The sequence below is a fragment of the Streptomyces sp. NPDC059897 genome (assembly GCF_042730865.1).
Classification (GTDB): Bacteria; Actinomycetota; Actinomycetes; order Streptomycetales; family Streptomycetaceae; genus Streptomyces.
Genome location: NZ_JBHWKQ010000006.1, coordinates 185716 through 209372, shown reverse-complemented (window position 1 = coordinate 209372; position 23657 = coordinate 185716). Strand labels below are relative to the sequence as shown.

The following is a 23657-nucleotide window of genomic DNA, read 5'->3' as shown; positions in this document are numbered from 1 at the left end:
CGCTCGCCCCCGCGCGATCCGGTCAACCCCCGGGCCGCACCGTCGACCCCCTCGGAATCAGCCGCAACGGCAGCTCCCGGTGGGGTGCGGGGTCGGCGTCCGGTTTCGCGATCAGGTCCGTGACCATGCCGCCGGCCACCGCGCCCAGGCTCACCGGGTCCTGCGCGACGGTGGTCAGGCCGGCCCACTCCGCCACCGGGTGGTCGTCGAAGCCCACCACGGAGAGCTGTTCGGGGACGGCGATGCGGGCCTCGCGCAGGGCGGTGAGGAGTTCGAGGGCGAGTTCGTCGGTCTCGGCGAAGAGCGCGGTGGGCGGGTCGGGCAGGGTGGTCAGCTCGCCGATGGCTTCCAGGGTCGCGCGCCGGCTGTGTGTCACCTCGCGGACGAGGGCGGGTTCGTTCCCGGCCTCGGCCAGGGCCTCGACGCAACCGGTCCTGCGCTGCCGCGAGCTGTAGGTGAAGCCGTCGCTCCGGTTGCCGCAGAGGTACGCGATGCGGCGGTGTCCGAAGGTGAGCAGATGCCGGGTGGCGGCGCGGCCTCCCGCGACGTCGTCGACGTACACGCTCGGGCGGCCCTCGACCTTGCGGCTGACGTACACGACCGGCATCCCGAGGCCGTCGAGGCGCGCGGTCTCCTCTTCGGTGAGGTCGAAGCTGAGCACCATCAGTGCGTCGGCGTTGCGGCGGGCCGGGAGCCGCTCGAAGAAGGCCTTCCGCTCGGCCAGTTCGGCGACGGGGTAGATCAGCAGGTCCAGGCCTGCGCCGCTCAGCTGTGTGCTCAGCCCTTGGAGCACACATCCCACGAACCAGGACGAGAGGGTCGGGGCCAGTACGGCGACGTTCCCCGTGCGCCCCGTGACGAGCGAGGACGCCTGCCGGGACACCACGAACTCCAGCTCCCTGGCGGCCTGTTCGACACGCTGCCGCGCCTCGGGCGAGACCGTGGCCATGCCGCGCAGCGTGCGCGAGACGGTCGAGACCGACACCCCGGCCCGCTCGGCCACATCGGCCATCGTCGGATAGCGCTGGTCGGGTATCGGCATGACGGGAACGTAGCACGGCGGCTCCACACGACGGCAAGAGCGTGAAAGCGTTGTCTTCAACTCCGTGCAGTGCAGACCCATTGACCTGTCGGCGAGTGACTGCCTAGCGTGCAAGCGTTCTCAGGAAGTTGTCAGCGCTGGGTCAGCCGCCACCTCGGCAGGAGCACCTCCCCATGACATTGAGCCGCAGAAGAACCTTGTCCTCCTTGGGTGTCGCTGCCGGTACCGCCGCCGCTGCCCCTCTCGTCTCGGCCTGTTCCCGGGCCTCCGCCACTCCCCCGGATCCGTCCGAGGCACAGCGGGTGCCACGCGGGAAGACGACCATCGACTGGTGGTACAGCTCGGTGGCCGCGAAGGACGGCGGTGATCTGGCACCCCGTCTGATCAGCGCTTTCCGCAAGCGGTACCCGCAGATCTCGGTGAACATCATCAAGGCGCCGGCCAGCACCGACACCCAACGCTCGGCACTGTCCACGCAGTTGGCGGCCGGCAGCTCGACCCCCGACGTCTATCAGGGTGACATCACCTGGGCCGCCCAGTTCGGCGCCGCGTCGTTCGCGCTGCCGGTCGAGTCGCTGCTGGATGAGGAGGAATGGCAGCGTTATCCCAAGGCGCTGCTCACCTCGCTCGGCTACGAGGGTCACCGGTACGCCTTCCCGCTCTACCAGGACCAGCCGTACCTCTACTACCGGCGCGATCTGCTGCACAAGCACGGGCTGCGGGTGCCGCGCACCTGGGAGGAGCTGATGCGCACCGCGCAGCGGGTCCAGAAGGCCGGTGACATCAAGCACGGCTTCGTCTGGCAGGGCAGCGTCTACGAGGGGATGACCTGCAACGTCACCGAACTCCTGGCGGACGCCGGGGGCCAGGCGCTCTCCCCGGACGGCAGCCGCGCCACCTTCGCGGGAGCGGCGGCCGAGCGGACCTTCGGCCTGATGCGCGACCTGGTGACCAGTCGTGTATCCCCGTCGGCCGTCTCCACGTTCATCGAGCAGAACACGATCGACGACTTCACCGGAGGGCACTCGCTGTTCCTTCGGAACTGGCCGTACGCGTGGGGTGTCGCCACCGCCCCGGACTCCTCCGTGGCGGGGAAGGTCGGCGCCGCGCTGCGTCCCGGGTTCGAGGGGCGCGAGGGCGGGCTCGGCTGTCTGGGCGGCTGGTGCAACTACCTCAATCCGCACTCCCGCAAGCTGGGCGCTGCCGCGGCCTTCGCCAAGTTCATCGCCCAGGAGGGTCAGATGGTCCTCGCCGAGCATGGCGCGCAACTGCCCACCACCCGCGAGGCCCTCAACAGCCGCTGGATCCGAGGCTCGAAGAACCCGGTGTACGCCCTGGCACCGGAGATGACACTCGTCGCACGACCGACCCGCAACCCGTCGTACCCGCAGGTGAGCAAGGCGATCTACACGCACGCGAACCGGGTCCTGACCGGTGTGCCGGTGGCCCGCGCGGTCGCCGACGCGCAGGACCAGCTGACCGCCGCCCTCGCCGGGGAGTCGCTGTGACGGCCCCGGTGCGCACCCGGCCGCGGGCGACGACCGTGCCGGGTTCCGAAACCGCGGTCCGGGGAGACGGGCTGCGGCGCCGCAAGGCACGCACCGGATGGCTGTTCACCGCGCCGACGCTGGTCGTGGTGGGACTGGTGACACTCTTCCCGGTGCTGTACTCCGTGGTGACCAGCTTCGCGAAGATCCGTTTCACGTTCGGCGGCATGGAGGTCCAGGAGTGGACGGTCGCCAACTACGCCACGATGTTCTCCAGTTCCGCGTGGCTGGACGCGCTCGTGTTCACGGTGGGCTACACGCTGGGCACGGTCGCGGTCGAGATGGTGCTCGGCATCGCGGTGGCGGTGCTCCTCGAACGCCTGGAGGCGGGGCGCGGCTGGATCCTGGCGCTGCTCCTCATCCCTTGGTCGCTGATCACCGTCGTATCGGCGCAGTTGTGGGCGTATCTGTACGACGCCGGGTACGGGGCGGTGACCTGGCTGTTCGGCCTGGTCATGGAGGCGCCGCCGGTGATCCTTGGCAAGCCGGTGCCTGCCATCGCGGGGCTCGCGGTGGCGGACATCTGGAAGACGACCCCGTTCGTCGCCGTCATCATCCTGGCCGGTCTGGTGAAGATCCCTCAGGAACGGTACGAGGCGGCCGAGATGGACGGCGCGGGTGCCTGGAAGACGTTCCGTCTGGTGGTGCTGCCCGCGCTGCGGCCGGTGATCGCGGTGGCGGTCCTCTTCCGCGTCCTCCAGGCCTTCGGCATCTTCGACTTGCCCTTCGTCCTCACCCAGGGCGGTCCGGGGACGGCCACCCAGTCGCTGGCGATCCTCGGGTACAAGGCGCTGTTCCAGGACCTCAACGTCGGCCTCGGGGCGGCGATCGCCACGGCGACGGGGGCGCTGGTCGCCATCGGCTGCCTGCTGTTCCTACGGGCCTTCAAGATGCAGGTGGACGAAGGAGGGGTGGGCCGATGAGCCGCCGCGGACGACAGGCCACCGGTGTGCGCCGCTGGCTGAACGTCGTGAACATCGGGGCGTTCGTCCTGGTCATCGCGGTGTCGCTGCCGCTGCTGTGGATGGCCGTGACCTCCTTCAAGCCGGAGGGCGAGCTGGGTGCCTCCCCGCCCACCGTGCTGCCCGAGGACCCGACGTGGGCGCATTACGCGCGGGCCCTGAGCTCGGCCGGCTTCGACCGCTACCTCCTCAACAGTGCGGTCATCTGCCTCAGCGCCACCGCCATCGTCCTCGGCCTCGGCCTGTTCTCCGGCTACGCCCTGGGCCGGCTGCCGCTGCGCGGACGCGGGCCCATCATGGTGGCGCTGCTGATGATCTCGGTGTTCCCGACCATTGCCGTGGTCACCCCGCTGTACCTGGTCGAGCGGCAACTCGACCTGCTCAACAGCTACTGGGGCCTGATCATCCCGTACGTCGCCTTCCACCTGCCGTTCGCGGTGTGGATCCTGCGGAACTCGCTGCTCGACATCCCGCACGAGCTGGAGGAGTCGGCGACGGTCGACGGCGCGTCCCCGGTCCGCACGCTCCTGTCGGTGATCCTGCCGCAGGCCAGACCCGCCCTGTTCACCGCCGGGGTGTTCACGTTCACCGCCACCTGGACCGAGTTCCTGATGGCCCTGACCTTCAACTCCTCCGACGACTTCCGGACCGTGCCGGTGGGCATCGCCCTGTTCTCCGGCGTCTACGAGATCCCCTTCGGCACCATCTTCGCCGGGGCCATGGCCGCGACGGTTCCCATCGCGCTCCTGGTGCTGATCTTCCGCCGCAGCGTGCTGTCCGGCCTGACCGACGGCGCGGTCAAGGGATGACCGCGCCGCATGCGCCGCGTTCCCCCCACTCGACTACGTACGGAGTCCGCATGACCGAGCACATCGACAACTCGCCGCAGGACGCCGACTGGTGGCGTCAGGCCGTCGTCTACCAGATCTATCCGCGCAGCTTCGCCGACTCCAACGGTGACGGCATCGGTGACCTCGTCGGCATCACCCGCCGCCTCGGTCACCTCGCCGACCTGGGCGTGGACGCGGTCTGGCTCAGCCCGTTCTACCCCTCGGAGCTGAAGGACGGCGGCTACGACGTAGCCGACTACCGAGACGTCGACCCGCGTCTCGGCAGCCTCGACGACTTCGACACCATGGTCGCCGAGGCACACCGCCTCGGCCTGAAGGTGTTCGTCGACATCGTCCCCAACCACACGTCCGACCAGCACGTCTGGTTCCAGGAGGCGCTGGCGTCGCCGCCGGGCTCCCCGGCCCGCGAGCGTTACGTCTTCCGCGACGGCAGCGGCCCCGACGGCTCGCTCCCGCCCACCGACTGGGAGGCCAGCTTCTCGGGCAACGCGTGGAAGCAGGTGCCCGACGGGCAGTGGTACCTGCACCTGTTCGCGCCCGAGCAGCCCGACCTGAACTGGGAGCACGAGGACGTGCGCGCCGACTTCCGGGAGACACTGCGGTTCTGGTCCGACCGGGGCGTCGACGGCTTCCGCATCGACGTGGCCCACGGCTGCGCCAAGGATCTCGCCGGGCCGCTGTCCGACATCGGCCGCCCCCAGTACAAGGGCATCCACGACGACATGCCGCCGGGCACCCACCCGTACTGGGACCGCGACGAGGTGCACGAGATCTACCGCGACTGGCGCACGGTCCTCGACGCCTACACACCACCGCGCGTCGCCGTGGCCGAGGCCTGGGTGACCAACTCCCGCAGGGTGCTCTACACCCGCCCCGACGAACTGCACCAGGCGTTCAACTTCGAGTTCCTGTCGGCCCCTTGGCGCACACCCGACCTCGCGAAGGTGATCGAGGAGTCGCTGCACGCGGCCGGTTCGGTGGGTGCGACGGCGACCTGGGTGCTGTCCAACCACGACGTGGTCCGGCACGCCTCGCGGCTCGGCCTGCCGGTCGGCGCCGACCTGGAGGCGTGGCTGCGCGCCGACGGCCGGCTCCCCGAGCCCGACCGCGAACTCGGACTGCGCCGCGCCCGCGCGGCCACGATGCTGATGCTGGCCCTGCCCGGCTCCGCATACATCTACCAGGGCGAGGAGCTGGGCCTGCCGGAGGTCGCCGACCTGCGCGCGGAGGACCTCCAGGACCCGGTGTACGGACAGTCGGGCGGCCACCGCAAGGGCAGGGACGGCTGCCGAGTGCCGCTCCCGTGGGAGACCGACGGCCCGTCGTACGGGTTCGGGGACTCGGCCGGCTGGCTGCCGCAACCGGAGGGCTTCGGCGCCCTTTCGGTGGCCGCCCAGGACCGGGATCCCGACTCGCACCTGGCCTTCTACCGTACGGCGCTGCGCCTGCGCCGCGAGCTGCTGCGACCGGGCGCCCCCGGCAGCGAGGTGCTGGGCGAGCCCCGGATGGGAGAGACGCAACAGCTGCTGCACTTCACGCGCCTCGACGGCTGGGAGTGCGTGGTCAATGTGGACGGGCCGCCCGCCCATCTGCCGCCCGGCGAGGTGCTGTTGGCCAGCGGGCCCTTGACGGAGGAGGGACTCCTGCCCGCGGACACGGCTGTGTGGCTGCGCACGGACCCGCCCGCCTGAAAACCCACTAACCTGAGCTGTTGAGCGTTTAACCAGGCGCCGTTCGGTCAGACGCGAGCAGACACACTCAGGAACCGGGAGGCTCGGGCGGCCCATGACACACCCCGTCAGCTTCAGCACCCTGAACCTCCCCGAGGAACAGCACATCGCTCTGTGGGAGCGGCACAACGCCGAAGCGTTGATCGGCCTGCGGTGCCGCTCCCTCGGCGAGCGGCGCCTGGACGCCACGGAGATCAACCTGCAACTGCCGAGGGTCCACATCGCGCGGGTCCTCGGCAGCCCGCACATCGTGGAGCGCCCCCAGGCGGTGATCCGGCGCACGCCGTCCGACGCGATGGCCTGCTATCTGAACCTGGCGGACGACGCGTTCTTCTACCACGACGACGGGGTCCATCTGCTGCGCTCGGGCCAGCTGATCGTCTGCGATGCCGACCGTCCCTTCGTGCGGGGCTTCTCAAAGGGGCTCGAGGAGCTGGCGATCAAGGTTCCCCGTGCGGTGTGGCGGGACATCGGCGGTCCGGCGACGCTGAAGCGACCCTTGGTCCTCGATATCGACGAAGGGTCCGTAGAGGCGCGGACGTTCGCCCGGCTCGCCGGCCGTGCGGTGCGTCCCGCAGGCGCCGGCACCGTCGACGAACAGACCCTGCTGGGGCTGCTCGGCAGCCTGGTGACAGGCCGCCCGCCCACGCTCGCCGCGGCCCATCTGGCGATCGCCAAGGTCTACATCGACAAGCACGTGGCCGAGCCCGGACTCTCGGCGTCGCGCATCGCCCGTGGTGTGGGCATCAGCGAGCGGCATCTGTCGCGGGTGTTCGCCTCGGGCGGCGAGAGCGTTCCCCAGTATCTGCGGGGCCGCAGGCTGGAGTTGGCGCACACCCTGCTCACCAGGGGCGGGGCGGCGACGGTCGCCGAAGCCGCGGTCCGCTGCGGCTTCAGCTCGGCCGCCCACTTCTCCCACCGGTTCAAGGAGCGTTACGGGATGCGGGCCTCGGACGTGCTGCGCGAGGCCCGCACCGGTTAACTCCCGTCGGGTGCCAGCGTGATGTCGAAGCGGACGCGGGACCAGGTCCGGCCCTCCAGGTCGCGTCCGTCGGGCGTCGGTGTGCCGGCCGGTTGTGTCGTGACGTCCTTGACGAGGGACTCCTTCACGCCGAACACCGCGTCGCTGTCGAGCAGTTCGTCGCCGCGGACGAAGATGTGCGTCACGAGCGTACGCAGTCCGGGCGCGGTGACCATGAAGTGCAGGTGCGGCGCCCGCATCGGGGAGCGGCCCGATGCCGCCAGCAGGCCTCCGACCGGGCCGTCGTGGGGAATGGGGTACGGGGTCGGGGTGAGGCCCCAGAACCGGTAGTGCCCCTCGGTGTCCGAGAACAGGTGGGCGCGGGCCGCGACGCGGTCGTCGCCGTACTGCGTGTCGTAGAAGCCGTCCTCGTCGGCCTCCCAGACCTCGATCCGCGCCCCGGGCACGGGCTTTCCGGCGGTGTCGGTGACGGTGCCCTCGACCCAGCAGGGTTCTCCGGCGGCGCCGAAGGCGAGGTCTCCTCCGTGCTCGATCTCGGGGCTGTTCTCGGTGAAGAAGGGGCCGAAGACGGTGGCTTCGGTGGCGTCGCCGTATGCCTCGTTGTTGACGGCGACCGTCTGCATCGACACACCGAGGACGTCGGAGAGGAGGATGAACTCCTGGCGGCGTTCGTCGGTGATGTGTCCGGCCCGGGTGAGGAAGTCGATGCCCGCGCTCCACTCCTCCTCGGTGAGCCGGACGTCCTGGACGAAGGCGTGCAGGTGCCGGGTCAGGGACTCCAGGACCTGGCGCAGCCGGGGGTCGGCGCAGTCGTCGAAGGACCGCAGTACCTGGCGCAGGACATCGGCCTCGCGTTCCCGCTGCTCGGCGGGGACGCCCGCGGAGGTGTTCGGAGTCTGTGTCATCGGGGGTCGGCTCCTTTCCAGGCGGCCTCGATCAGTGCCGTGATGTCTTCCGGTGTGACGGGCCGCGGGTTGTCGGCCGGGGCGGCGGCGAGGACGGCTTCGACCGCGGCCGTGATGCCGTCGTGGGGCATGCCGAGGTCCCGCAGCGAGCGGGGCGCGTCCAGTCGCGCGCGCAGTCGGGCCAACCCCTCGTTCGCTGTAGGGGCGTCGAACGCCGCGGCGAGGCGCCGTTCCGCCTCCGGGGCGCTCGGTGCGTTGAAGGCGAGGACCTGCGGGAGAACGACGGCGTGGGTCTGGGCGTGCGGCAGGTTGAACCGGCCGCCCAGGACGTGGCAGATCTTGTGGTGCAGCCCGGACCCGGCGGACGCGAAGGCCACGGCGGACAGGTACGCCCCGTACAGGGCCTGCTCCCGGCCCTCCAGTCCCTCCGGCCGTTCCGCCACCCGGGGCAGGCCGGCGCACAGCGCCCGTGCGCCCTCGGCGGCCAGGGCCTGGTTGAGGGGGTCGGTGCGCGGGGCCCACAGGGAGTCCACGCAGTGTGCGAGCGCGTTCAGGCCGGAGGCGACGCTCAGGCCGACGGGGAGGCCGAGCGTCAGCTCGGCGTCGTAGACGATCGTGCGCGGGAGGACCTTCCGGTCGGTGCCCGTCGTCTTGACGGACCCTTCGGTGAGGCCCCACACCGGGGTCGCCTCGGAGCCGGCGTAGGTGGTGGGGACGGCGACGACCGGGAGCCCGGATGTCAGCGCGACCGCCTTGGCGAGCCCGGTGGCGGAGCCGCCACCGATGCTGACGACGACGTCGGCTTCGTGGGCCGCGGCGACCTCTCTCGCGCGCCGCGCGGTCTCGACGGGGACGTGCATGACGACATCGTCGTGACGTACGGCGACGGGGAGGCCTGCGGTGATGCGCTCAGCCGACGCCTTCGCCGAGGGCGCCGCGATGACCATCACCCGCTCGCTGCCGAGGCGGCCGAGTTCGGCGGCGAGGCTCTCCGCCGCCGCGCCGGAGGCGAACCGCACCGTCTGCGGGAGCGTTTCGTGGACGAAGTGCATCAGGGCTCGTTCCTTCCCAGGACGGACGCCATGGCCCGGCGCAGTTCCTGAGCGGGGTCCTCGGGCAGGCTCGCCGACCGCCACGCGATGTGCTTGTCGGGGCGCACCAGCAGCACACCGCTCTCGTCGATCTCGCGCAAGCCGGCCCAGTCGTAGTACAGGTCCGTGACCTCGCGGCCGGGACCGATGACGACCGTGGCGAGCGGCACGCCGAACTCGCCTGCGACCTTCTCCGCGGCCTGCTCCCAGGCCTCGCCCGCGATACCGGTGAGGAGCGTCCAGCGGTCGTAGGGCACGAGGTCCATGAGGGCGTGGCGGTGTGTGCTGTCACCGACCCAGGCGTGCGGCAGGTGGGCGCCGGGGACGGTCGACATCTCGTAGTAGAGGTCCGCGTCGCGGGCGGGTGCGGGGCGTTCGGTGCCGTCGGGGACGATCGCGGCGGAGGTGTAGTGCTGGCCGAGTTCGACTCCGTGCGCGTTGAACTCGTAGTTCTTCAGCTCCATGGCGCGCACCAGGGCGGCCCGCTTGGCGGCGCCTGCGGGGGTGTTGTCCTTGCGCTCCTCGATGGCGGCCGACATCTCGGCCTCGGTCGTGGCGCCGAGCAGGCCCAGCGCCTCGAAGATGCCGACGAACTCGCGGCCGGACTTGTTGGCCCGCTTCACGATCCGCTCCGCGACCGGCGCCCGCTCGGCCGAGTAGGTGTCGAGGAGCGAGGGGGCCGCGTGGCCCTTGAGTACGGCCGCGAGCTTCCAGGCGAGGTTGTAGGAGTCCTGCACGGAGGTGTTCGAGCCGAGGCCGTTGCTCGGCGGGTGCCGGTGGACGGCGTCGCCCGCGCAGAACACCCGGCCCTCGTGCAGCCGGGTCGCGTACATCTCGTTGTTGCCCCACAGGCTGGTGCCGGTGATCTCGACGTCCAGGTCCGGGATGCCGAGGAGGTTGCGAACGATCTGCACGGCGGCCGCCTCGTCGACGACCGGGGGCTCCTCGGCGATGTCGTAGCCCCACACGATGAGCCACTCGTTCCAGGGGCGCACCATGCGGACGAGTCCGGCGCCGATGCCGCCGACGTTCGAGCCGGGCTGGACGACCCAGTACAGGACGGACGGGCGGTGCTCGACGTGGCGGGCGATGTCGGCCTTGAAGGTGATGTTCATCGAACCGGCGATGTCCATCGCGCCCTCGAAGGGCAGGCCGATGTCCTCGGCGACCTTGGAGCGGGCGCCGTCGGCGCCGATCAGGTATTTCGCCCGGATGCTGTATTCGTGGCCGGTGAGCCGGTCGAGGACCCGCACCGTGACACCGTCGGCGTCCTGGGTGTGGGACAGGTACTCGGTGGAGAACCGGGTCTGCGCGCCGCGCTCGGTGGCGTTGCGGACCAGGATCGGCTCGAGGTACGTCTGCGGGATGTCGACGGTGAGGCAGGGCGAGGCGAGGCGGTAGTCGCCCTCGCGGTCGGGTCGGGTGCCCCAGGTGCGGATCCGGCCGATCTCCTCACCGGCGATGCTCGTGCAGAAGACGGTGTCGCCGACGAGGGCGTGCTCGGTGGCGTCGGCGAGCACCTGGTCCTCGATGCCCAGATCGCGGAAGACCTCCATCGTGCGCTGGTTGGTGATGTGCGCGCGAGGTGTGTTGGCCGTCCACCGGTACTTCGTGATCATGATGGTGTCGACGCCGAGCGTCGACAGGAGGAGCGCGGCGGCGGCCCCGGCCGGGCCCGAGCCGACGACCACGACGTCCGTTGTCACCGTCGGTCCTGCGGGCGGCTCGGTCTCCGGTGTCCCATCGCTGAATGCGGGCATCGTGGGGCCTTTCGTGAATCCGGCGTCGGTGTCGGGTCCACAAGTCTCGGCGGTCCGCGCCCACTTCGGAAGCGTGCGCTCCGAAGTGGGCGGGTCCGCCAAGACATGGCGGATTCACGAAAGGCGCCCCTCGTCGGGGCAGGGGCTCACATTCCCTTGGCGCCCTCGCGAATGGCCTCCCGGATCCGGAAGTACGTGCCGCAGCGGCACACGTTCCGGATGCCGTCGAGGTCCGCGTCGGTGATGGCGCGGCCCTCCTCCTTGGCCCGGCGGACCACCGCCACAGCGGCCATGATCTGGCCGGGCTGGCAGTAGCCGCACTGGGCGACGTCCTGGTCGAGCCAGGCCTGCTGCATCGGGTGCAGGTCCGCGTCCACGGTGTCGGCGAGGCCCTCGATGGTCGTCACCTCGTCGTCGGAGGCGAGCGCCTTGACGGGGATCGAGCAGGGGTTGACGGCCTTGCCGTTGAGGTGGCTGGTGCAGGCCTTGCAGACGTTGATGCCGCAGCCGTACTTCGGACCTGTGACGCCCAGGATGTCGCGCAGCACCCACAGCAGGCGCACGTCGTCCTCTACGTCGACCGTCACCTGCTCGCCGTTGACGCGAAAAGTGTGCTTGGGCACGGGGTTTCCAGTCTCCCTGATTCGTATCGGTGGGTCGGGTACGGGCCGGATGGCGTGGGCTCAGATGGCGTGAGTCAGGCCGTCGGTCGGCGACTGCGGCACCGGCGGGACGGTCGGCTTCGGGATGAAGAACGGTGTGTCGTGGTTGATGGGGAACGTCGTCGGCATCGTGCCGCTCGCCCGCGCGTACGCGCACGCCACCGCGGCCATCGACGTCGCGACGCCCAACTCCCCCGCCCCGCCGGGCTTTTCGCTCGTGCTGGGCATGACGATGATGTCGAGTTCGGGCGGCGTGTTCCACTGCCGGGTGTAGGCGTAGTTGTCCCAGCTCGCCTCCAGGAAGCGGCCGTCCTCGAGGTGCAGGCTGGAGGTGAGGGTCTGCGCGATGCCGTCCATGAGGCAGCCCATCATCTGGGCCTCGAGGCCGCGGGGGTTGACCGCGAGGCCCACGTCGACCGCACACACCGCCTTGGTGACCCGGGGGCCCGTGACACCGTCGCGGATCGGCCGCTTCACCGTCTCGGGGCGGCAGTCGAGCTCGACGAGGACCGCGTTCACCGAGTGGTACTCGGTGTGCACGGCGATCCCCTGCGCCACCCCGTCCGGCAGCTCCCGGCCCCACCGGCCGACCTCGGCGACCTTGTCGAGGACCGCGCGGGCCCGCTCGTCGTCCAGGAAGTCCCGGCGGAAGGAGAGCGGGTCCTTGCCCATCTTCTCGGCGAGCCGGTCCACGATCAGCTCGCGGGCGCAGGTCACGTCCGGCGAGTAGACGTTGCGCATGCTGCCCGTGTTGAAGCCCTTGTCCGTCTCGTTGAGGAGCCGGCTGTAGACCCCGAACTCGTACGGCATCGACTGCGACAGCTGGAAGAACGTCTCGGAGAACGCGAGGTCGGCGACCGGCAGCTTCGCGGCCACGGAGGTGAGCGCCTCGCCGAAGCCCATGGAGAGGTCGGTGGAGACACTGGTGTGCCGCTGCTTGAAGCTCAGCACCTTGCCGCCCGCGTACGAGGCACGCACGCGCGAGGTGGCCATCGGGTGGGCGCGGCCCTGGCGTGCGTCGTCGGCGCGGTGCCACATGAGCCGGACGGGCTTGCCCATCTTCTGGGAGATCTCGGCGGCTTCGAGGGCCGCGTCGAAGAACAGCTTGCGGCCGAACGAACCGCCGCTCTCGGTGACATGGACGGTGACGGCGCCGACCGGCAGGCCGAGGCGGGCGGCGATGGTCTGCTTGGCGACGATGGGCGACTTGAGGCCGCCCCAGATCTCCGCCTTGCCCGAACGGACGTCGGCGATGGCGCAGTTGGGCTCCAGTGCGCTGTTGCCGCGGAAGTGGAAGGTGAAGCTCTCCTCCACGGTGCGGTTCAACGACGGCAGCCCCATGGAGGGTTCGGCCTTCTTCAGCTCGGCCAGGACCGTGGCGTCGGACTTGCCCTCGGCCGTGCCGCCCCGCCAGGACACCTCGAGGGCGCGTACGGCGTCGATGCACTGGCCGAAGGTGCGGGCCCGCACGGCGACGCCGGTGGAGACGACCTCGGCGTCGGTGACACCGGGCATGCTGCGCACCGTGTCGAGGTTGGCCACCGAGCCGACCTTGCCGTTGATGGTGGGCGCGCGGCACACCATCGTGGGCAGCGCGTCCGGTACGGCGAGGTCCATGGCGAACTTCTTGGCGCCGGTGACCGCGGCGCGGGCGTCGACGCGGCCCTGTGATGTGCCGATGACAGAGAACTCGTCTGCGTTCTTCAGCCGTGCCGTGGCCTTCTGCGTCGTGGTCGCGGCGGCCTTCTCGGCCAGTTCCCCGATGCCGATGCTCTTGCCCGCGGAGCCGAGGACGACGCCCGCCTTGATCCTCAACTCGTCGACGGCCGCGTCCAGTACGAGCGCCGCGGCGTCGAGGAGCCTGCCGCGCGCGATGGCGGCCGCCACCCGCACCGGGGTGTAAGTGGCGATTGTCGTGTTGGAGGCGCCGGTGAGCTGGTTGAAGAGGAGTTCGGGGCGGGCGTCGGCGAGCGTGACGTGCACCCGGTCGAGGGGTACGTCCAGCTCCTCCGCGATCAGCATCGCGGTCGACGTGGTGATGCCCTGGCCGACCTCCGCGCGGGGCAGCGCGAAGGACACCGTGCCGTCCTTGTTCACCTGGACGGTGATGAGCGCGGAGGTCGGCGCGGCCGCCAGGGTCATGGCGTCGTTGAGGTCGACGACCTCCGTGATGTCGAGGGACGGCAGACCGCCGGCCCCCGCGACATCCTTGGCCGCCGCCCCCTTGGTCGCCGTTCCCTCGGCCGCCGCTTCCTTTGCCGGTGCGAGTTCGGCCGCGGCCACCAGCGTGGGTGCCGCCAGTACGTAGCCGAGCAACTGTCGTCTGCGCATACTTCCTCTCACTCCGGCCGGTTCATGTCCGGAAGGTTGATGGCGATCGGCTGCCCCTCGGCCAGGAACAGGAGCACGAACCGACGGATCGCCTCTTCCAATGTCCACATGACCGCCGGCACCCCCGGTATGGGGATGAGCCCTTCGCGGAAGGCCACGAGCAGTGGCCAGGCACCGGCGACGAGCGGCTCCAGGATCGGCTCCTTGGACAGGCCGATCATGTCGCCGACCCGGCCACCCAGCGTATACCGGGAGAACGCGCTGATCAGGGGTCGGGTAAGACCCAAGTCCAGTTCCGCCACGATGCCGAGGAGCACCTCGGTCAGTTCCTCGCCCTCCTTGGTGTGCGCGAGGATCGGGTCGAGGACCTGCTTCGACTGGGCGTTGGCCGCGTCCCAGGTCTTCGGGATGTACTCCGCCTGGACGCCGAGCATCGCCGCGCTGACCTGCCACACGTGCAGATACGCGTCCGCCTCGGCGGAGTTGACCCGTACGCCCCAGTCCTTCAGCTTGCGCATGACGAAGGTGGCGAGGCTGTGCCAGGTGACGAGGATGTCGGCCTGGCTGATCGGGATCTTCTGCCCACCGCTGACCTGTGACCACGCCGGGGACTGCGGCAGCAGATGCCGCACCGCCGCGTGCACCATGCGGGTCTTGACGGCGGTCACGACCATCGAGCCCTCGGGCTTGTAGGCGTCCAGGTCCCCGATGTCGTAGCCGAGTCTGGCGGTCTTGGCGATGCGGTCCTTCATGTCCGCACCGCCCTTGGAGTAGTACACGGCGCGTGCCTCGCGGGGGATGGCGGTGCTCATGAGGCCGCTGCCGAGGCCGTACAGGGCGCCGACGTAAATGCCCTTGGTCTTGCTGAACTTGGAGCCGCGGTCGAGCTGGGCCCGGTCCGCCCAAGAGGGCAGTTTGCGGGCGTCCTCCATGAACTCCCGCAAATCCGCCGGGAGTCCGGCGGGCAGCGGCTGGTCGTTGCGCTTCCACTGCGCGAGGAGGTCGTTGACCTTGGCGACCTCGCCGCGCTCGATGACTTTGGCGATCACCGGGTCGGCCTGCTCGTCCCACACCCACTCGGGGTCGACGCCCGCGCCCGCGCCGGCGACGGAGGTCTTCGGTGACCAGGTCCACAGGGACCGGGCGCTCGCCGGTGACGCGAGGCCGATGGCGCCGAAGGCGCCTAACGCTCCGCCGCCGAGCAGCATGCTGCGCCTGCTGAACCCGTGCTGCCCTTCGTGTCCTTCGCGTCCTTCGTGTCCGCTCATCGCTGGTCTCGTCTCCTCAACGGCCCGCGGGCCGGTTGGTGTCGGGGATCTCGATGGCGGTGCCCTTGCCCTTGGTGAGGAAGGCGAGGATGTACTGGCGTGCCGCCTCGTCGACCGTCCAGGCGAGCGGCGGCACCAGGGGCAGCGGGAGCAGTCCCTCGCGGAAGGCGACGAGCTTCGGCCAGACCGCCGCGATCGTCTTCTCCCAGAACGGTTCCTCGGGGATGCGGTCCATGTCGGCGACCCGGTCACCGACGAGGTAGCGGGCCAGCGCGTTGCACAGCGGCCGGTCGATCCCGCCGGGGCTGGTCTGCTCCGCGAGCTGCCCGAGCAGGATGTCGGTGAGCTCGACGCCTTCCTTGGTGGAAGCGAGGATCGGGTCGAGGACCTGCCTGGACTGGGCGTTGGCGGCGTCCCAGGTCTTGGGGATGTACTGGTCCTGGACTCCGAGCATGTGCACGGTGACCTGCCACAGGTGCAGATAGGCCTCGGACTCGGCGGAGCTGATGGGCACCTTCCACTCCAGCAGCTTGCGCATCGCGTACGTGGCGAGGCTGTGCCAGGTGACGAGGATGTCGGCCTGGCTGATCGGGATCCTCTGCCCACCGCTGACCTGCGACCACGCCGGTGACCTGGGCAGCAGGTGCCGGACCGCCGCATGCACCATCCGCGTCTTGACGGCCTGCACGACGCAGTCGCCGTCGGGGCGGTACGCGTTGAGGTCGCCGACGGAGAAGCCGAGGATGCTCGTCTTGGCGACGCGGTCCTCCATGTCGGCGCCGCCCTTGGAGTAGTACACGGCGCGCGCTTCGCGGGGTATGGCGGTGCTGAGCATGCCGCCGCCGACCCCGTTGAGCACATTGAGGTAGAAGCCGCGCGTCTTGTTGAAGTCGGCCGCCACCTCCAGCTTCTCCCGGTCGGCCCAGGAGGGCAGTTGGCGCGCCTTGTCGATGAACTCCCTTACGTCCTTGGGGAGTCCGGGCGGCGCCGCCTGGTCGTTGCGGGTCCAGGTGCGCAGCTGCTCGTTCACCTTCGGTACGTCGCCGCGGTCGATGACCGAGGCGATGAGCCGGTCCACCTCGTCGTCCCAGACCCACTCGGGGTCGACGCCCGCGCCGGTCCCGGCGACCGAGTCGCCCGGTGACCACGTCCACAGGGACCGGGCGCTCGCCGGTGACGCCGCGCCCAGCACTCCCAGGGCGCCGAGGGCACCGCCCGCGAGCAACATGTTCCGCCTGCTCAAGCCATCCATTGCCCCGAACTCCTCCTTGAGTTCCGTGACTCTCTCGACCGTCAACAAGCCCTGCTGGTGCAGCAGTTGCTTTGGTACGATGAAACACGTTGAGCATCTCTGTATCAGTACCACAGGGGAGCACAGACGTGGCATGAACGCCAGAGGCTGGACGCAATCAGGGAGGCACCTGTGGAACCGAACGTGCTCGAGCTGGCCTTCAGCGAATCCGTCGTGGGGACCGACACCACCGGAAACACGGACGAGGTGACGGTGCGTCTACTGGACGCCGCCTACGAGCAGTTCTGCCGCATGGGCATCAAGCGCTCCACGATGGCCGACGTGGCGCGGCTCGCGGGCGTCTCCCGGATCACCGTCTACCGCCGGTTCGACACGAAGGAGGCGCTGGTCGAGCACGTCGTGCGGCGTGAGTTCCGGCGCTACTTCGAGCGGTTCGCGAGCGAGATCCGGGGCGCGGACACGGTCGCCGACCGGGTCGTCGTGGGCTTCGTGAGCTCCCTGCGCGCCATCCGCCACAACCGGCTCATCGGCGGCCTGATGGCGGTCGAGCCGGACTCCGTGGTGCCGTCGATGACCACCGACGGGGGCCGCACGCAGCACGTGGTGCAGCAGTTCGTGGCGGCGCGGCTGCGCGAGGAGCAGCGGGCGGGGCAGGTCGCGGCGGAGGTCGACGTGGACGTGGTGGCCGAGATGATGGTGCGGGTCTGCACATCGTTCCTGGTCGTGCCGAGCCATGTCATCGACCTGGACGACGACGAGCAAATGCGGGGCGTGGCACGGCAGTTCCTGGTGCCGATGCTGGGGCCGCCGGCGTAGACACGTTCGCCGAACCTGGTCCCCGGATACGACGACGCGACTTATTGACACGGCGCCAATAACGGTCCACGGTGGGCACCGCTCACTGACAGTCCGCCCCACCCCCGCACGTTCCACGTCGTACGTTTCCGGGAGCCGCCGTGACGCCAACAGAGCCGCTGCGCCAGTCCATCGACGGGCTGACGATCACCAAACTATTGCGCCGCAACGCCCAGGAGTTCGGGGACCGCCCCGCCCTCACCACCGGCATCGGGCCGGACGCGGGCACCCTCACCTGGAACCAACTGCGCGCCGAGACCGCCGCGCTCACCCGCGGCCTCGCCCAACTCGGCCTGGACCGGGGCGACCGTCTGCTCATCGCGATGTCGAAGCGGGCCGAGCACTGGGTCACCGACCTGGCCGCCGCCCACATCGGCGCGCTGCCCTGCAGCACGTACGACACCCTGAGCACCGAGCAGATCGGTGTCATCGCCCGGCACAGCGCCGCCACCGTCCTTGTCCTGGAGGGCGAGGAGCAGGTGCGGCGCTGGACGCCCGTCCTCGACGACCTCCCCCGGCTGCGGGCCGTCGTCGTCCTCGACTGGTCGGCGGCGCCCGCCGACGACCCCCGGTTCGTCAGCTACGCGGCCGTGCGGGGCGCGCTGCCGCCCGACGACGCCGCCTTCGAGACGCTCACCGACGCCGCCACCACGGACCAGCCGCTGGCCCTCGTCTACACCTCGGGCACCACGGGCGACCCCAAGGGCGTGGTGCTCTCGCACCGCAACGTCATCCACGAGTCCGTGATGCAGGAGCAGTTGGTGCCGCTGCCCGAGCATCCGCGCTCGGTCGCGTACCTGCCGATGGCGCACATCGCGGAGCGGGTCCTCGGGATCTACATGCCGATCTGCAGCGGCGGCCATGTCACCATCTGCCCCTCCCCCGACCAGCTGCTGCCCGCGCTGCAGAAGGTCCGCCCGCACGGCTTCTTCGGTGTGCCGCGGGTGTGGGAGAAGCTCACCACCGGCCTGCGCGCCCAGCTCGCGGCGCTCCCCGAGGAGCAGGCGACGGCCCTGGCGCAGGCCCAGAAGACGGCCCTGGAGGTCTTCCGGCTGCGCTCCGCCGACAAGGGCGTACCGCCTGAACTGGCCGAGCAGATGCAGAAGTTGGACGAGCTGGCGCTGCGCCCGCTGCGCGCCGCGATCGGCTTCGACGACTGTCTGCGGGCGTTCAGCGGCGCCGCGCCGATCCCCACGGCCGTCCTGGAGTTCCTGGCGAGCGTGGGCCTTCCGGTGTACGAGGTGTGGGGCCTGAGCGAGACGACGGGCGCGGCCACGGTCAGCACGCCCGAGGTGTTCGCCCTCGGCTCGGTCGGCCGTCCGGGCCCTGGCATCGAGGTCAGGGAGGCCAAGGACGGCGAGCTCTTCGTCCGCGGCCCCGTGGTCTTCGCCGGGTACCTCCAGGCGGACGGCACCATCGACTCCGGCGCGGACGCCGAGGGCTGGCTGCCGACCGGTGACGTCGGCACGGTCGACTCCCGGGGCATCGTCACCGTCACGGACCGCAAGAAGGAACTCATCATCACCGCCGGCGGCAAGAACATCGCCCCGACGAAGATCGAGTCCCTGCTGCGCGCCCACCCACTGATCGGCCAGGCCGTCGCGATCGGCGACCGGCGCCGCTACGTCACGGCGCTGCTCGTCCTCGACGAGGAGGCAGCCCCGCAATGGGCGCAAGCCCGTGGCCTCGCGACATTCGCGCTCGACGAACTCGCCACGCAGCCCGAGGTGTTGGCCGCGATGGACACCGCGGTCGAGGAGGCCAACGCGGTCCTCTCGCGGGTGGAACAGGTCAAGCGCTACCGGGTCGTCGCAGGCCCCTGGACGACGGAGACCGGCGAGCTGACACCCAAGCTCAGCCTGCGCCGCCGCGCCATCGACGACCTGCACGCGGCGACGATCGAGTCGATGTACGAGTCGGACGAACCAGTGGACAAGGACAAGGAGTAGCCGCCCATGGGAGGCAAGGCCCAGGCCACCCGGCGGCGCCGGATGGAACCGGACGCGCGCCGCGCCGAGATCCTCGCCGTGGCCCGCCGAAGGTTCGGATCCGGCGGCTACGCCTCGGTGTCGATCTCCGACATCGCGGCGGAGGCCGGCGTGGCCCGGGCCCTCGTCAACCACTACTTCGGCGACAAGCGGCAGCTGTACCTGGAAGTGGTGCGGCAGATGATGGTCATCCCCGCCTCCGTGTCACAGCGACTGCCGCCGACCACGGCCGAGGAGCGGCTGGCCGTCTGCGTGGACCGCTGGCTCGAGGTCGTCGAGCGGAACCGGGACATGTGGCTCGCGGCCATCGGCATGGAGTCCCTCGGCGACCCGGAGGTCGACCGGATCATGCTGGAGGCCGACGAGATCGCCACCGACCGGATCCTCGAGGCCGCCATGATGACGGACGTCGACGAGGACGCGGGCCGGGAGAAGCTCCGCGCGATGATCCGCGCCCACAGCGCCATGCTCAAGTCCGCGTCCCACGAGTGGCTGGCACGCGGCACCCTCACCCGCGACGACCTGCATGTGATGCTCACCCGCTCGGTCGTCCACCTGCTGCACACGGTCTTCCCCGCGGTACGCAACGGCTGAGCCGCGCCACATGCACACCTTTCCTCTTACTCAGGAGACACCCATGCCCCGAGTCCTGTCCGACGAGCGCCGCGATCTGATCAAGGCCATCGCGGACTTCTGCGGTCGCGAGTGCGGCACGAAGGAACAGCGCGACAAGCTGACGTCCAACGGCGTGGAGCACCACAACCAGCAGCTGTACGAGAAGATGGCGAAGCTCGGCTGGCTCGGCATCGCCGTCCCCGAGCAGTACGGCGGCGCCGGCCTCGGCATGGTGGACCTCTCCCTCTTTCTCCAGGAGACCTCCTACGGCCGCGCCCCCATCAGCGGTTTCGGGACGACGATCATCACGGCGGCGGCGTACGAGAAGTTCGGCACCGAGGAGCAGAAGCGGACCGTCCTCGAAGGCGTGGTGAACGGGCGTGTCGAGTCCGTCTCGATGTCCGAGCCGGGGGCCGGTTCCGATGTGGGCGCGCTGACCTGCCGCGCGGAGCGCACCGCGGGCGGCTATCTGGTCAACGGCCAGAAGACGTGGTGTTCCAACGCCCACTTCGCCGACCACATCCTGCTCATCGCCCGTACGGAACCGGGTTCGGCGAAGCACGAGGGCCTGACCCAATTCATGGTGCCGACGGACGCCGAGGGGCTGACCATCCGCGGCATCGACACGATGGGCGGCAAGGAGGTCAACGACCTCTACTTCACCGACTGTTTCGTCCCGGACTCGGCGGTGGTCGGCACACCGGGCAAGGCCTGGACGCAGTTGATGGCGGGCCTGAACCTGGAGCGGATGATCCTCGCCGCGATGATGCTGGGCGTGGCGCGCCGGGCCTTCGACGACACCCTGGCGTACGTCCGCCAGCGCGAGCAGTTCGGCCGCCCCATCGGCTCCTTCCAGGCGCTCAAGCACCGCATCGCCGACATGGCGACGGAACTGGAGTGCGCGCAGCTCCTCCTGGACGACACCGCCGCGACGATCGACGCGGAGCCGGGCAAGGTGTTCCCCCGCGAGGCCTCGATGGCGAAGCTCAAGTGCACGGAGCTGGCGAAGCACATCACCCTGGAGGGCATGCAGATGATGGGTGGCTACGGCTACGCCACCGAGTACGGCATGGAGGCCCTGCTGCGCGCGACGGTGGTGTCGACGGTGTACGGCGGGACGAGCGAGATCCAGCGGGACATCATCGGCAAGACGTACGGGCTGTAGGACCTTCGGGCGGGCCGCGCGGCGTGCTCCTTTACGGCCCCGTCGATGAGTTTCCGGCGGTCTGCCGGTCTACCCGTCGACGAAGGGAGCACGCCATGAGCAAGATCATTGTCTGTACGTTCCTGACGCTGGACGGCGTGATGCAGGCGCCGGGGGCCTCGGACGAGGACATGGAGGACGGGTTCGAGCACGGTGGCTGGCAGAAGCCGACGGACGACGAGGAGGTCGGTGCCGCCATCGCCGGCTGGTACGAGCACGCGGAGGCGATGCTGCTCGGCCGTAAGACGTACCAGCTCTTCGCGTCGTACTGGCCGACCGCCGATCCCGGGAATCCGTTCACCGCGCGGATGAACAGCATGCGCAAGTACGTGGCGTCCCGGACCCTGACGTCCGTCGAGTGGCAGAACTCCACACTGCTGGAGGGCGATGTCGTCGATGCCGTGCGCGAGCTGCGGGCGTCCGGCGGCGGCGAGATCAATGTCGTCGGCAGCGGCGACCTCGCGCAGACCCTGATGCGCAACCACCTCGTGGACGAGTACCGGCTGACCGTCCACCCGGTGATCATCGGCACCGGCAAGCGGCTGTTCGCCGACGGGGCGATTCCCACGGCGCTCGAACCGGTCAGCGTCTCGACGACGAAGGGCGGCACCGTCGTCGGTGTCTACCGGCCGAACGGCGAGCCCGCCTACGACAGCTACTGAACGGCGGGCCGGTTCGCGGTCCGGCCCGCGAGGAGCTCGGTGACCAGGGCGATCGGCGGCCAGCCCAGGCGGCCGTGGCGCGCGACGACGTGGGCGCGCAGCAGCACTTCGGGTCCGGTGAGCGGCAGCAGCCGGACCCCGGGGAACGTGGGGGTGCCGATGGGCAGCAGTCCGACGCCGAGCCCGGCGGTGATCATGCCCTGGACGAGGTCGAGGCTGTCGGCCTGGTGGGTCACGCGGGGCGTGAACCCGGCCATGGCGGCCAGGGTGTGGATGACGGTCGCGTCGGAGGTGCCGCGGGAGTTGACGATCCAGTCCTGCGCGCGGAACACGTCGAAGACGCCGAGGGTGTCCGCCCCTTCCGGCACCTCGGCGTCGGCGGGCACACCGAGGCCCCACGGCGCGGTCCACAGGGCGGTGGTGTGCAGTGCGGGGTCCGGGTCGGCGGGGGCCAGGTTGTAGTCGTAGGTGAGCGCGAGATCGGTCCCGTCCGCGGCGAGCAGTTCCAGGGCCTCGGCGGGTTCGTGCTCGCGGACGAGGATGTGCAGCCGGGGGTGGCTCGCCGCCAGCTCGGTGACCAGCGGCAGCAGGTGGACGCGGATGGCGGTGGCGAACCCGGCCACCCGCAGCGTCCCGTTCGGCTCGGCCCCCGGAGCGAGGTCGAGGCGCGCGGTCTCGACGGCCGCGAGGATCACGGCGGCGTGCTCGGCCAGCCGCCGCCCGGCCGGCGTGAGCCGCACCCGCCGCCCTTCCGGCTCGATGAGTTCGACCCCCATCTCCTTTGCCAGGACGGCGAGTTGCTGCGACACCGTCGAGGTCGTCGTGCCCACCGTGTCCGCGACCGCGCGCATCGACCCCAGCCGGGACAGTTCCACCAAGAGCCGCAGCCGCCGTGTCTCCATTCCCCCATTGTCCAGGATCATCGAACGGAACGTCCATGATCGGCACGTGGACACGAACGATGCATGGGGCATTGAATGTCGCCCATGAGTTCGCCCAAGGCCCCACACCGCTCCTCCCGCCCCAGCGGCGCGCAAGCCGGTTTCGCGATGGCCGTCGCCTCCATGTCCACCGTCCAGCTCGGCTCGGCCCTGACCGTCCCCCTCTTCGGCCAGCTCAGCGCGCTGGGCACGGCGGGCCTCCGGCTCGGCTGGGCGGGCCTGCTCCTGCTCGTCCTCATCCGGCCCCGCCGCCGTGACTTCGCGCGGGCGGACCTGCTGGCCTGCACGGTCCTGGGCGCCGCGACGGCGGGGATGATGGTGTTCTTCATGCTGGCGCTCGACCGTCTGCCCCTGGGCACGGCGAGCGCGCTGGAGTTCCTGGGCCCGCTGGCCGTCTCCCTGTTCGGTCCTGGCCACGGCCGCCGGACATGGACCGCGGCGGCCGCGATCGGCGTCGTCCTGCTGACCGAGCCCTGGCACGGCGGCCTCGACGCACTCGGTGCGGTGTACGCGCTGGCGGCGGCTGGCTGCTGGGCCGCGTACATCCTGCTCACCCAGCGCGTCGGCGACAGTGTCACCGGTCTGAAGGGGCTCGCGGTGTCCATGCCCGTGGCCGGGGTGCTCGGCATGCTGATCGCGGCGCCCGCCGTCTCCGCGAACGTCACCTGGACGAGCCTGTGGATCATGCTCGCCCTGGCCGCTCTGAGCCCCGTCCTGCCCTTCGCCCTCGAGTTCCTCGCGCTGCGCCGCCTGACCACATCGGCCTTCGGCACCCTGATGAGCCTCGAACCCGCCATCGCGATGCTGGTCGGCCTCGCCGTCCTCGGCCAGAACCCCGGACTGGCACCGGCGGTCGGCATCGCCTTCGTGGTCGCCGCGGGCATCGGCGCCACCCGCACGGGCGGACGCCCAGCGGCACCGTCCCCGGCCGGCACGGGCTCCACGGCTCCCGCGCCGGCGTCGGTGGAGGCCTGAGCCCCCCCGGCCGTGCACCCGGCACCGTACGATC

20 protein-coding genes are annotated in these 23657 nt (G+C 70.4%); 11 read left to right on the top strand and 9 right to left on the bottom strand.

Annotated features, from left to right (window positions below):
- Nucleotides 1–22: 22 nt before the first annotated feature.
- The gene (locus ACFV9W_RS09885) at nt 23–1042 is read right to left on the bottom strand and encodes a LacI family DNA-binding transcriptional regulator (protein WP_385757370.1); all 1020 of its coding nucleotides are present in this window, start codon (nt 1040–1042) and stop codon (nt 23–25) included.
- A 302-nt stretch (nt 1043–1344) separates the two neighbouring features.
- On the opposite strand from ACFV9W_RS09885, the gene ACFV9W_RS09880 reads away from it, so the two are divergent.
- The 5 genes from ACFV9W_RS09880 to ACFV9W_RS09860 all read left to right on the top strand — a co-directional run bounded on the left by ACFV9W_RS09880 (nt 1345) and on the right by ACFV9W_RS09860 (nt 7114).
- The gene (locus tag ACFV9W_RS09880) at nt 1345–2550 is read left to right on the top strand and encodes an extracellular solute-binding protein (protein ID WP_385757368.1); all 1206 of its coding nucleotides are present in this window, start codon (nt 1345–1347) and stop codon (nt 2548–2550) included.
- Entirely contained in the window at nt 2547–3512 is a 966-nt protein-coding gene (locus ACFV9W_RS09875; RefSeq protein WP_385757366.1) for a carbohydrate ABC transporter permease, read from the top strand. Before ACFV9W_RS09880 ends, ACFV9W_RS09875 begins: the two co-directional genes overlap by 4 nt.
- Nucleotides 3509–4360 carry a carbohydrate ABC transporter permease gene (locus tag ACFV9W_RS09870; protein WP_385757365.1) on the top strand — a complete coding sequence of 284 codons (852 nt, stop codon included), beginning with the start codon at nt 3509–3511 and terminating at the stop codon, nt 4358–4360. Before ACFV9W_RS09875 ends, ACFV9W_RS09870 begins: the two co-directional genes overlap by 4 nt.
- Nucleotides 4361–4410: 50 nt before the next feature.
- Complete coding sequence (locus ACFV9W_RS09865) at nt 4411–6093, top strand: glycoside hydrolase family 13 protein (protein WP_385757363.1); 1683 nt, start codon at nt 4411–4413, stop codon at nt 6091–6093.
- Between the two features lie 94 nt (nt 6094–6187).
- Nucleotides 6188–7114, top strand: a complete 927-nt coding sequence (locus ACFV9W_RS09860) for an AraC family transcriptional regulator (RefSeq protein ID WP_385757361.1) — start codon at nt 6188–6190, stop codon at nt 7112–7114.
- Here the strand turns inward: ACFV9W_RS09860 and ACFV9W_RS09855 are convergent.
- The 7 genes from ACFV9W_RS09855 to ACFV9W_RS09825 all read right to left on the bottom strand — a co-directional run bounded on the left by ACFV9W_RS09855 (nt 7111) and on the right by ACFV9W_RS09825 (nt 16383).
- Nucleotides 7111–8019: a dioxygenase gene (locus ACFV9W_RS09855; protein ID WP_385757359.1), complete on the bottom strand. Its 909-nt coding sequence runs from the start codon at nt 8017–8019 to the stop codon at nt 7111–7113. The genes ACFV9W_RS09860 and ACFV9W_RS09855 overlap by 4 nt on opposite strands.
- On the bottom strand, nt 8016–9071 hold the full coding sequence (locus ACFV9W_RS09850) for a maleylacetate reductase (protein ID WP_385757358.1): 1056 nt from the start codon (nt 9069–9071) through the stop codon (nt 8016–8018). The genes ACFV9W_RS09855 and ACFV9W_RS09850 overlap by 4 nt, the downstream gene beginning before the upstream one ends.
- Entirely contained in the window at nt 9071–10870 is a 1800-nt protein-coding gene (locus tag ACFV9W_RS09845; protein WP_385757357.1) for an FAD-dependent oxidoreductase, read from the bottom strand. The genes ACFV9W_RS09850 and ACFV9W_RS09845 overlap by 1 nt, the downstream gene beginning before the upstream one ends.
- A gap of 146 nt (nt 10871–11016) precedes the next feature.
- Entirely contained in the window at nt 11017–11493 is a 477-nt protein-coding gene (locus tag ACFV9W_RS09840; protein WP_327674490.1) for a (2Fe-2S)-binding protein, read from the bottom strand.
- A 60-nt stretch (nt 11494–11553) separates the two neighbouring features.
- Entirely contained in the window at nt 11554–13863 is a 2310-nt protein-coding gene (locus tag ACFV9W_RS09835; RefSeq protein ID WP_385757355.1) for a molybdopterin cofactor-binding domain-containing protein, read from the bottom strand.
- 8 nt (nt 13864–13871) lie between these two features.
- On the bottom strand, nt 13872–15131 hold the full coding sequence (locus ACFV9W_RS09830; RefSeq protein WP_385757353.1) for an oxygenase MpaB family protein: 1260 nt from the start codon (nt 15129–15131) through the stop codon (nt 13872–13874).
- A gap of 16 nt (nt 15132–15147) precedes the next feature.
- The gene (locus ACFV9W_RS09825; protein ID WP_385757352.1) at nt 15148–16383 is read right to left on the bottom strand and encodes an oxygenase MpaB family protein; all 1236 of its coding nucleotides are present in this window, start codon (nt 16381–16383) and stop codon (nt 15148–15150) included.
- Nucleotides 16384–16554: 171 nt separating this feature from the next.
- Here ACFV9W_RS09825 and ACFV9W_RS09820 point away from each other — a divergent pair, with 171 nt between their 5' ends.
- The 5 genes from ACFV9W_RS09820 (at nt 16555) to ACFV9W_RS09800 (ending at nt 21707) form a co-directional block, all read left to right on the top strand.
- Entirely contained in the window at nt 16555–17199 is a 645-nt protein-coding gene (locus ACFV9W_RS09820) for a TetR/AcrR family transcriptional regulator (RefSeq protein ID WP_385757350.1), read from the top strand.
- Nucleotides 17200–17339: 140 nt separating this feature from the next.
- The gene (locus ACFV9W_RS09815) at nt 17340–19187 is read left to right on the top strand and encodes an AMP-dependent synthetase/ligase (protein ID WP_385757349.1); all 1848 of its coding nucleotides are present in this window, start codon (nt 17340–17342) and stop codon (nt 19185–19187) included.
- 6 nt (nt 19188–19193) lie between these two features.
- The gene (locus tag ACFV9W_RS09810) at nt 19194–19820 is read left to right on the top strand and encodes a TetR/AcrR family transcriptional regulator (RefSeq protein WP_385757348.1); all 627 of its coding nucleotides are present in this window, start codon (nt 19194–19196) and stop codon (nt 19818–19820) included.
- 43 nt (nt 19821–19863) lie between these two features.
- Nucleotides 19864–21006, top strand: coding sequence for an acyl-CoA dehydrogenase family protein (locus tag ACFV9W_RS09805; protein ID WP_385757346.1), 1143 nt, complete (start codon nt 19864–19866; stop codon nt 21004–21006).
- A gap of 95 nt (nt 21007–21101) precedes the next feature.
- Entirely contained in the window at nt 21102–21707 is a 606-nt protein-coding gene (locus ACFV9W_RS09800) for a dihydrofolate reductase family protein (RefSeq protein ID WP_385757345.1), read from the top strand.
- Here ACFV9W_RS09800 and ACFV9W_RS09795 read toward each other — a convergent pair.
- A complete protein-coding gene (locus ACFV9W_RS09795; protein WP_385757343.1) occupies nt 21701–22609 on the bottom strand; it encodes a LysR substrate-binding domain-containing protein in 909 nt (302 codons plus the stop codon). The two genes, ACFV9W_RS09800 and ACFV9W_RS09795, sit on opposite strands and share 7 nt — an antisense overlap.
- An 84-nt stretch (nt 22610–22693) precedes the next feature.
- Between ACFV9W_RS09795 and ACFV9W_RS09790 the strand changes: the two genes are divergently transcribed.
- Entirely contained in the window at nt 22694–23623 is a 930-nt protein-coding gene (locus tag ACFV9W_RS09790) for a DMT family transporter (RefSeq protein ID WP_385757342.1), read from the top strand.
- Nucleotides 23624–23657: the final 34 nt, after the last annotated feature.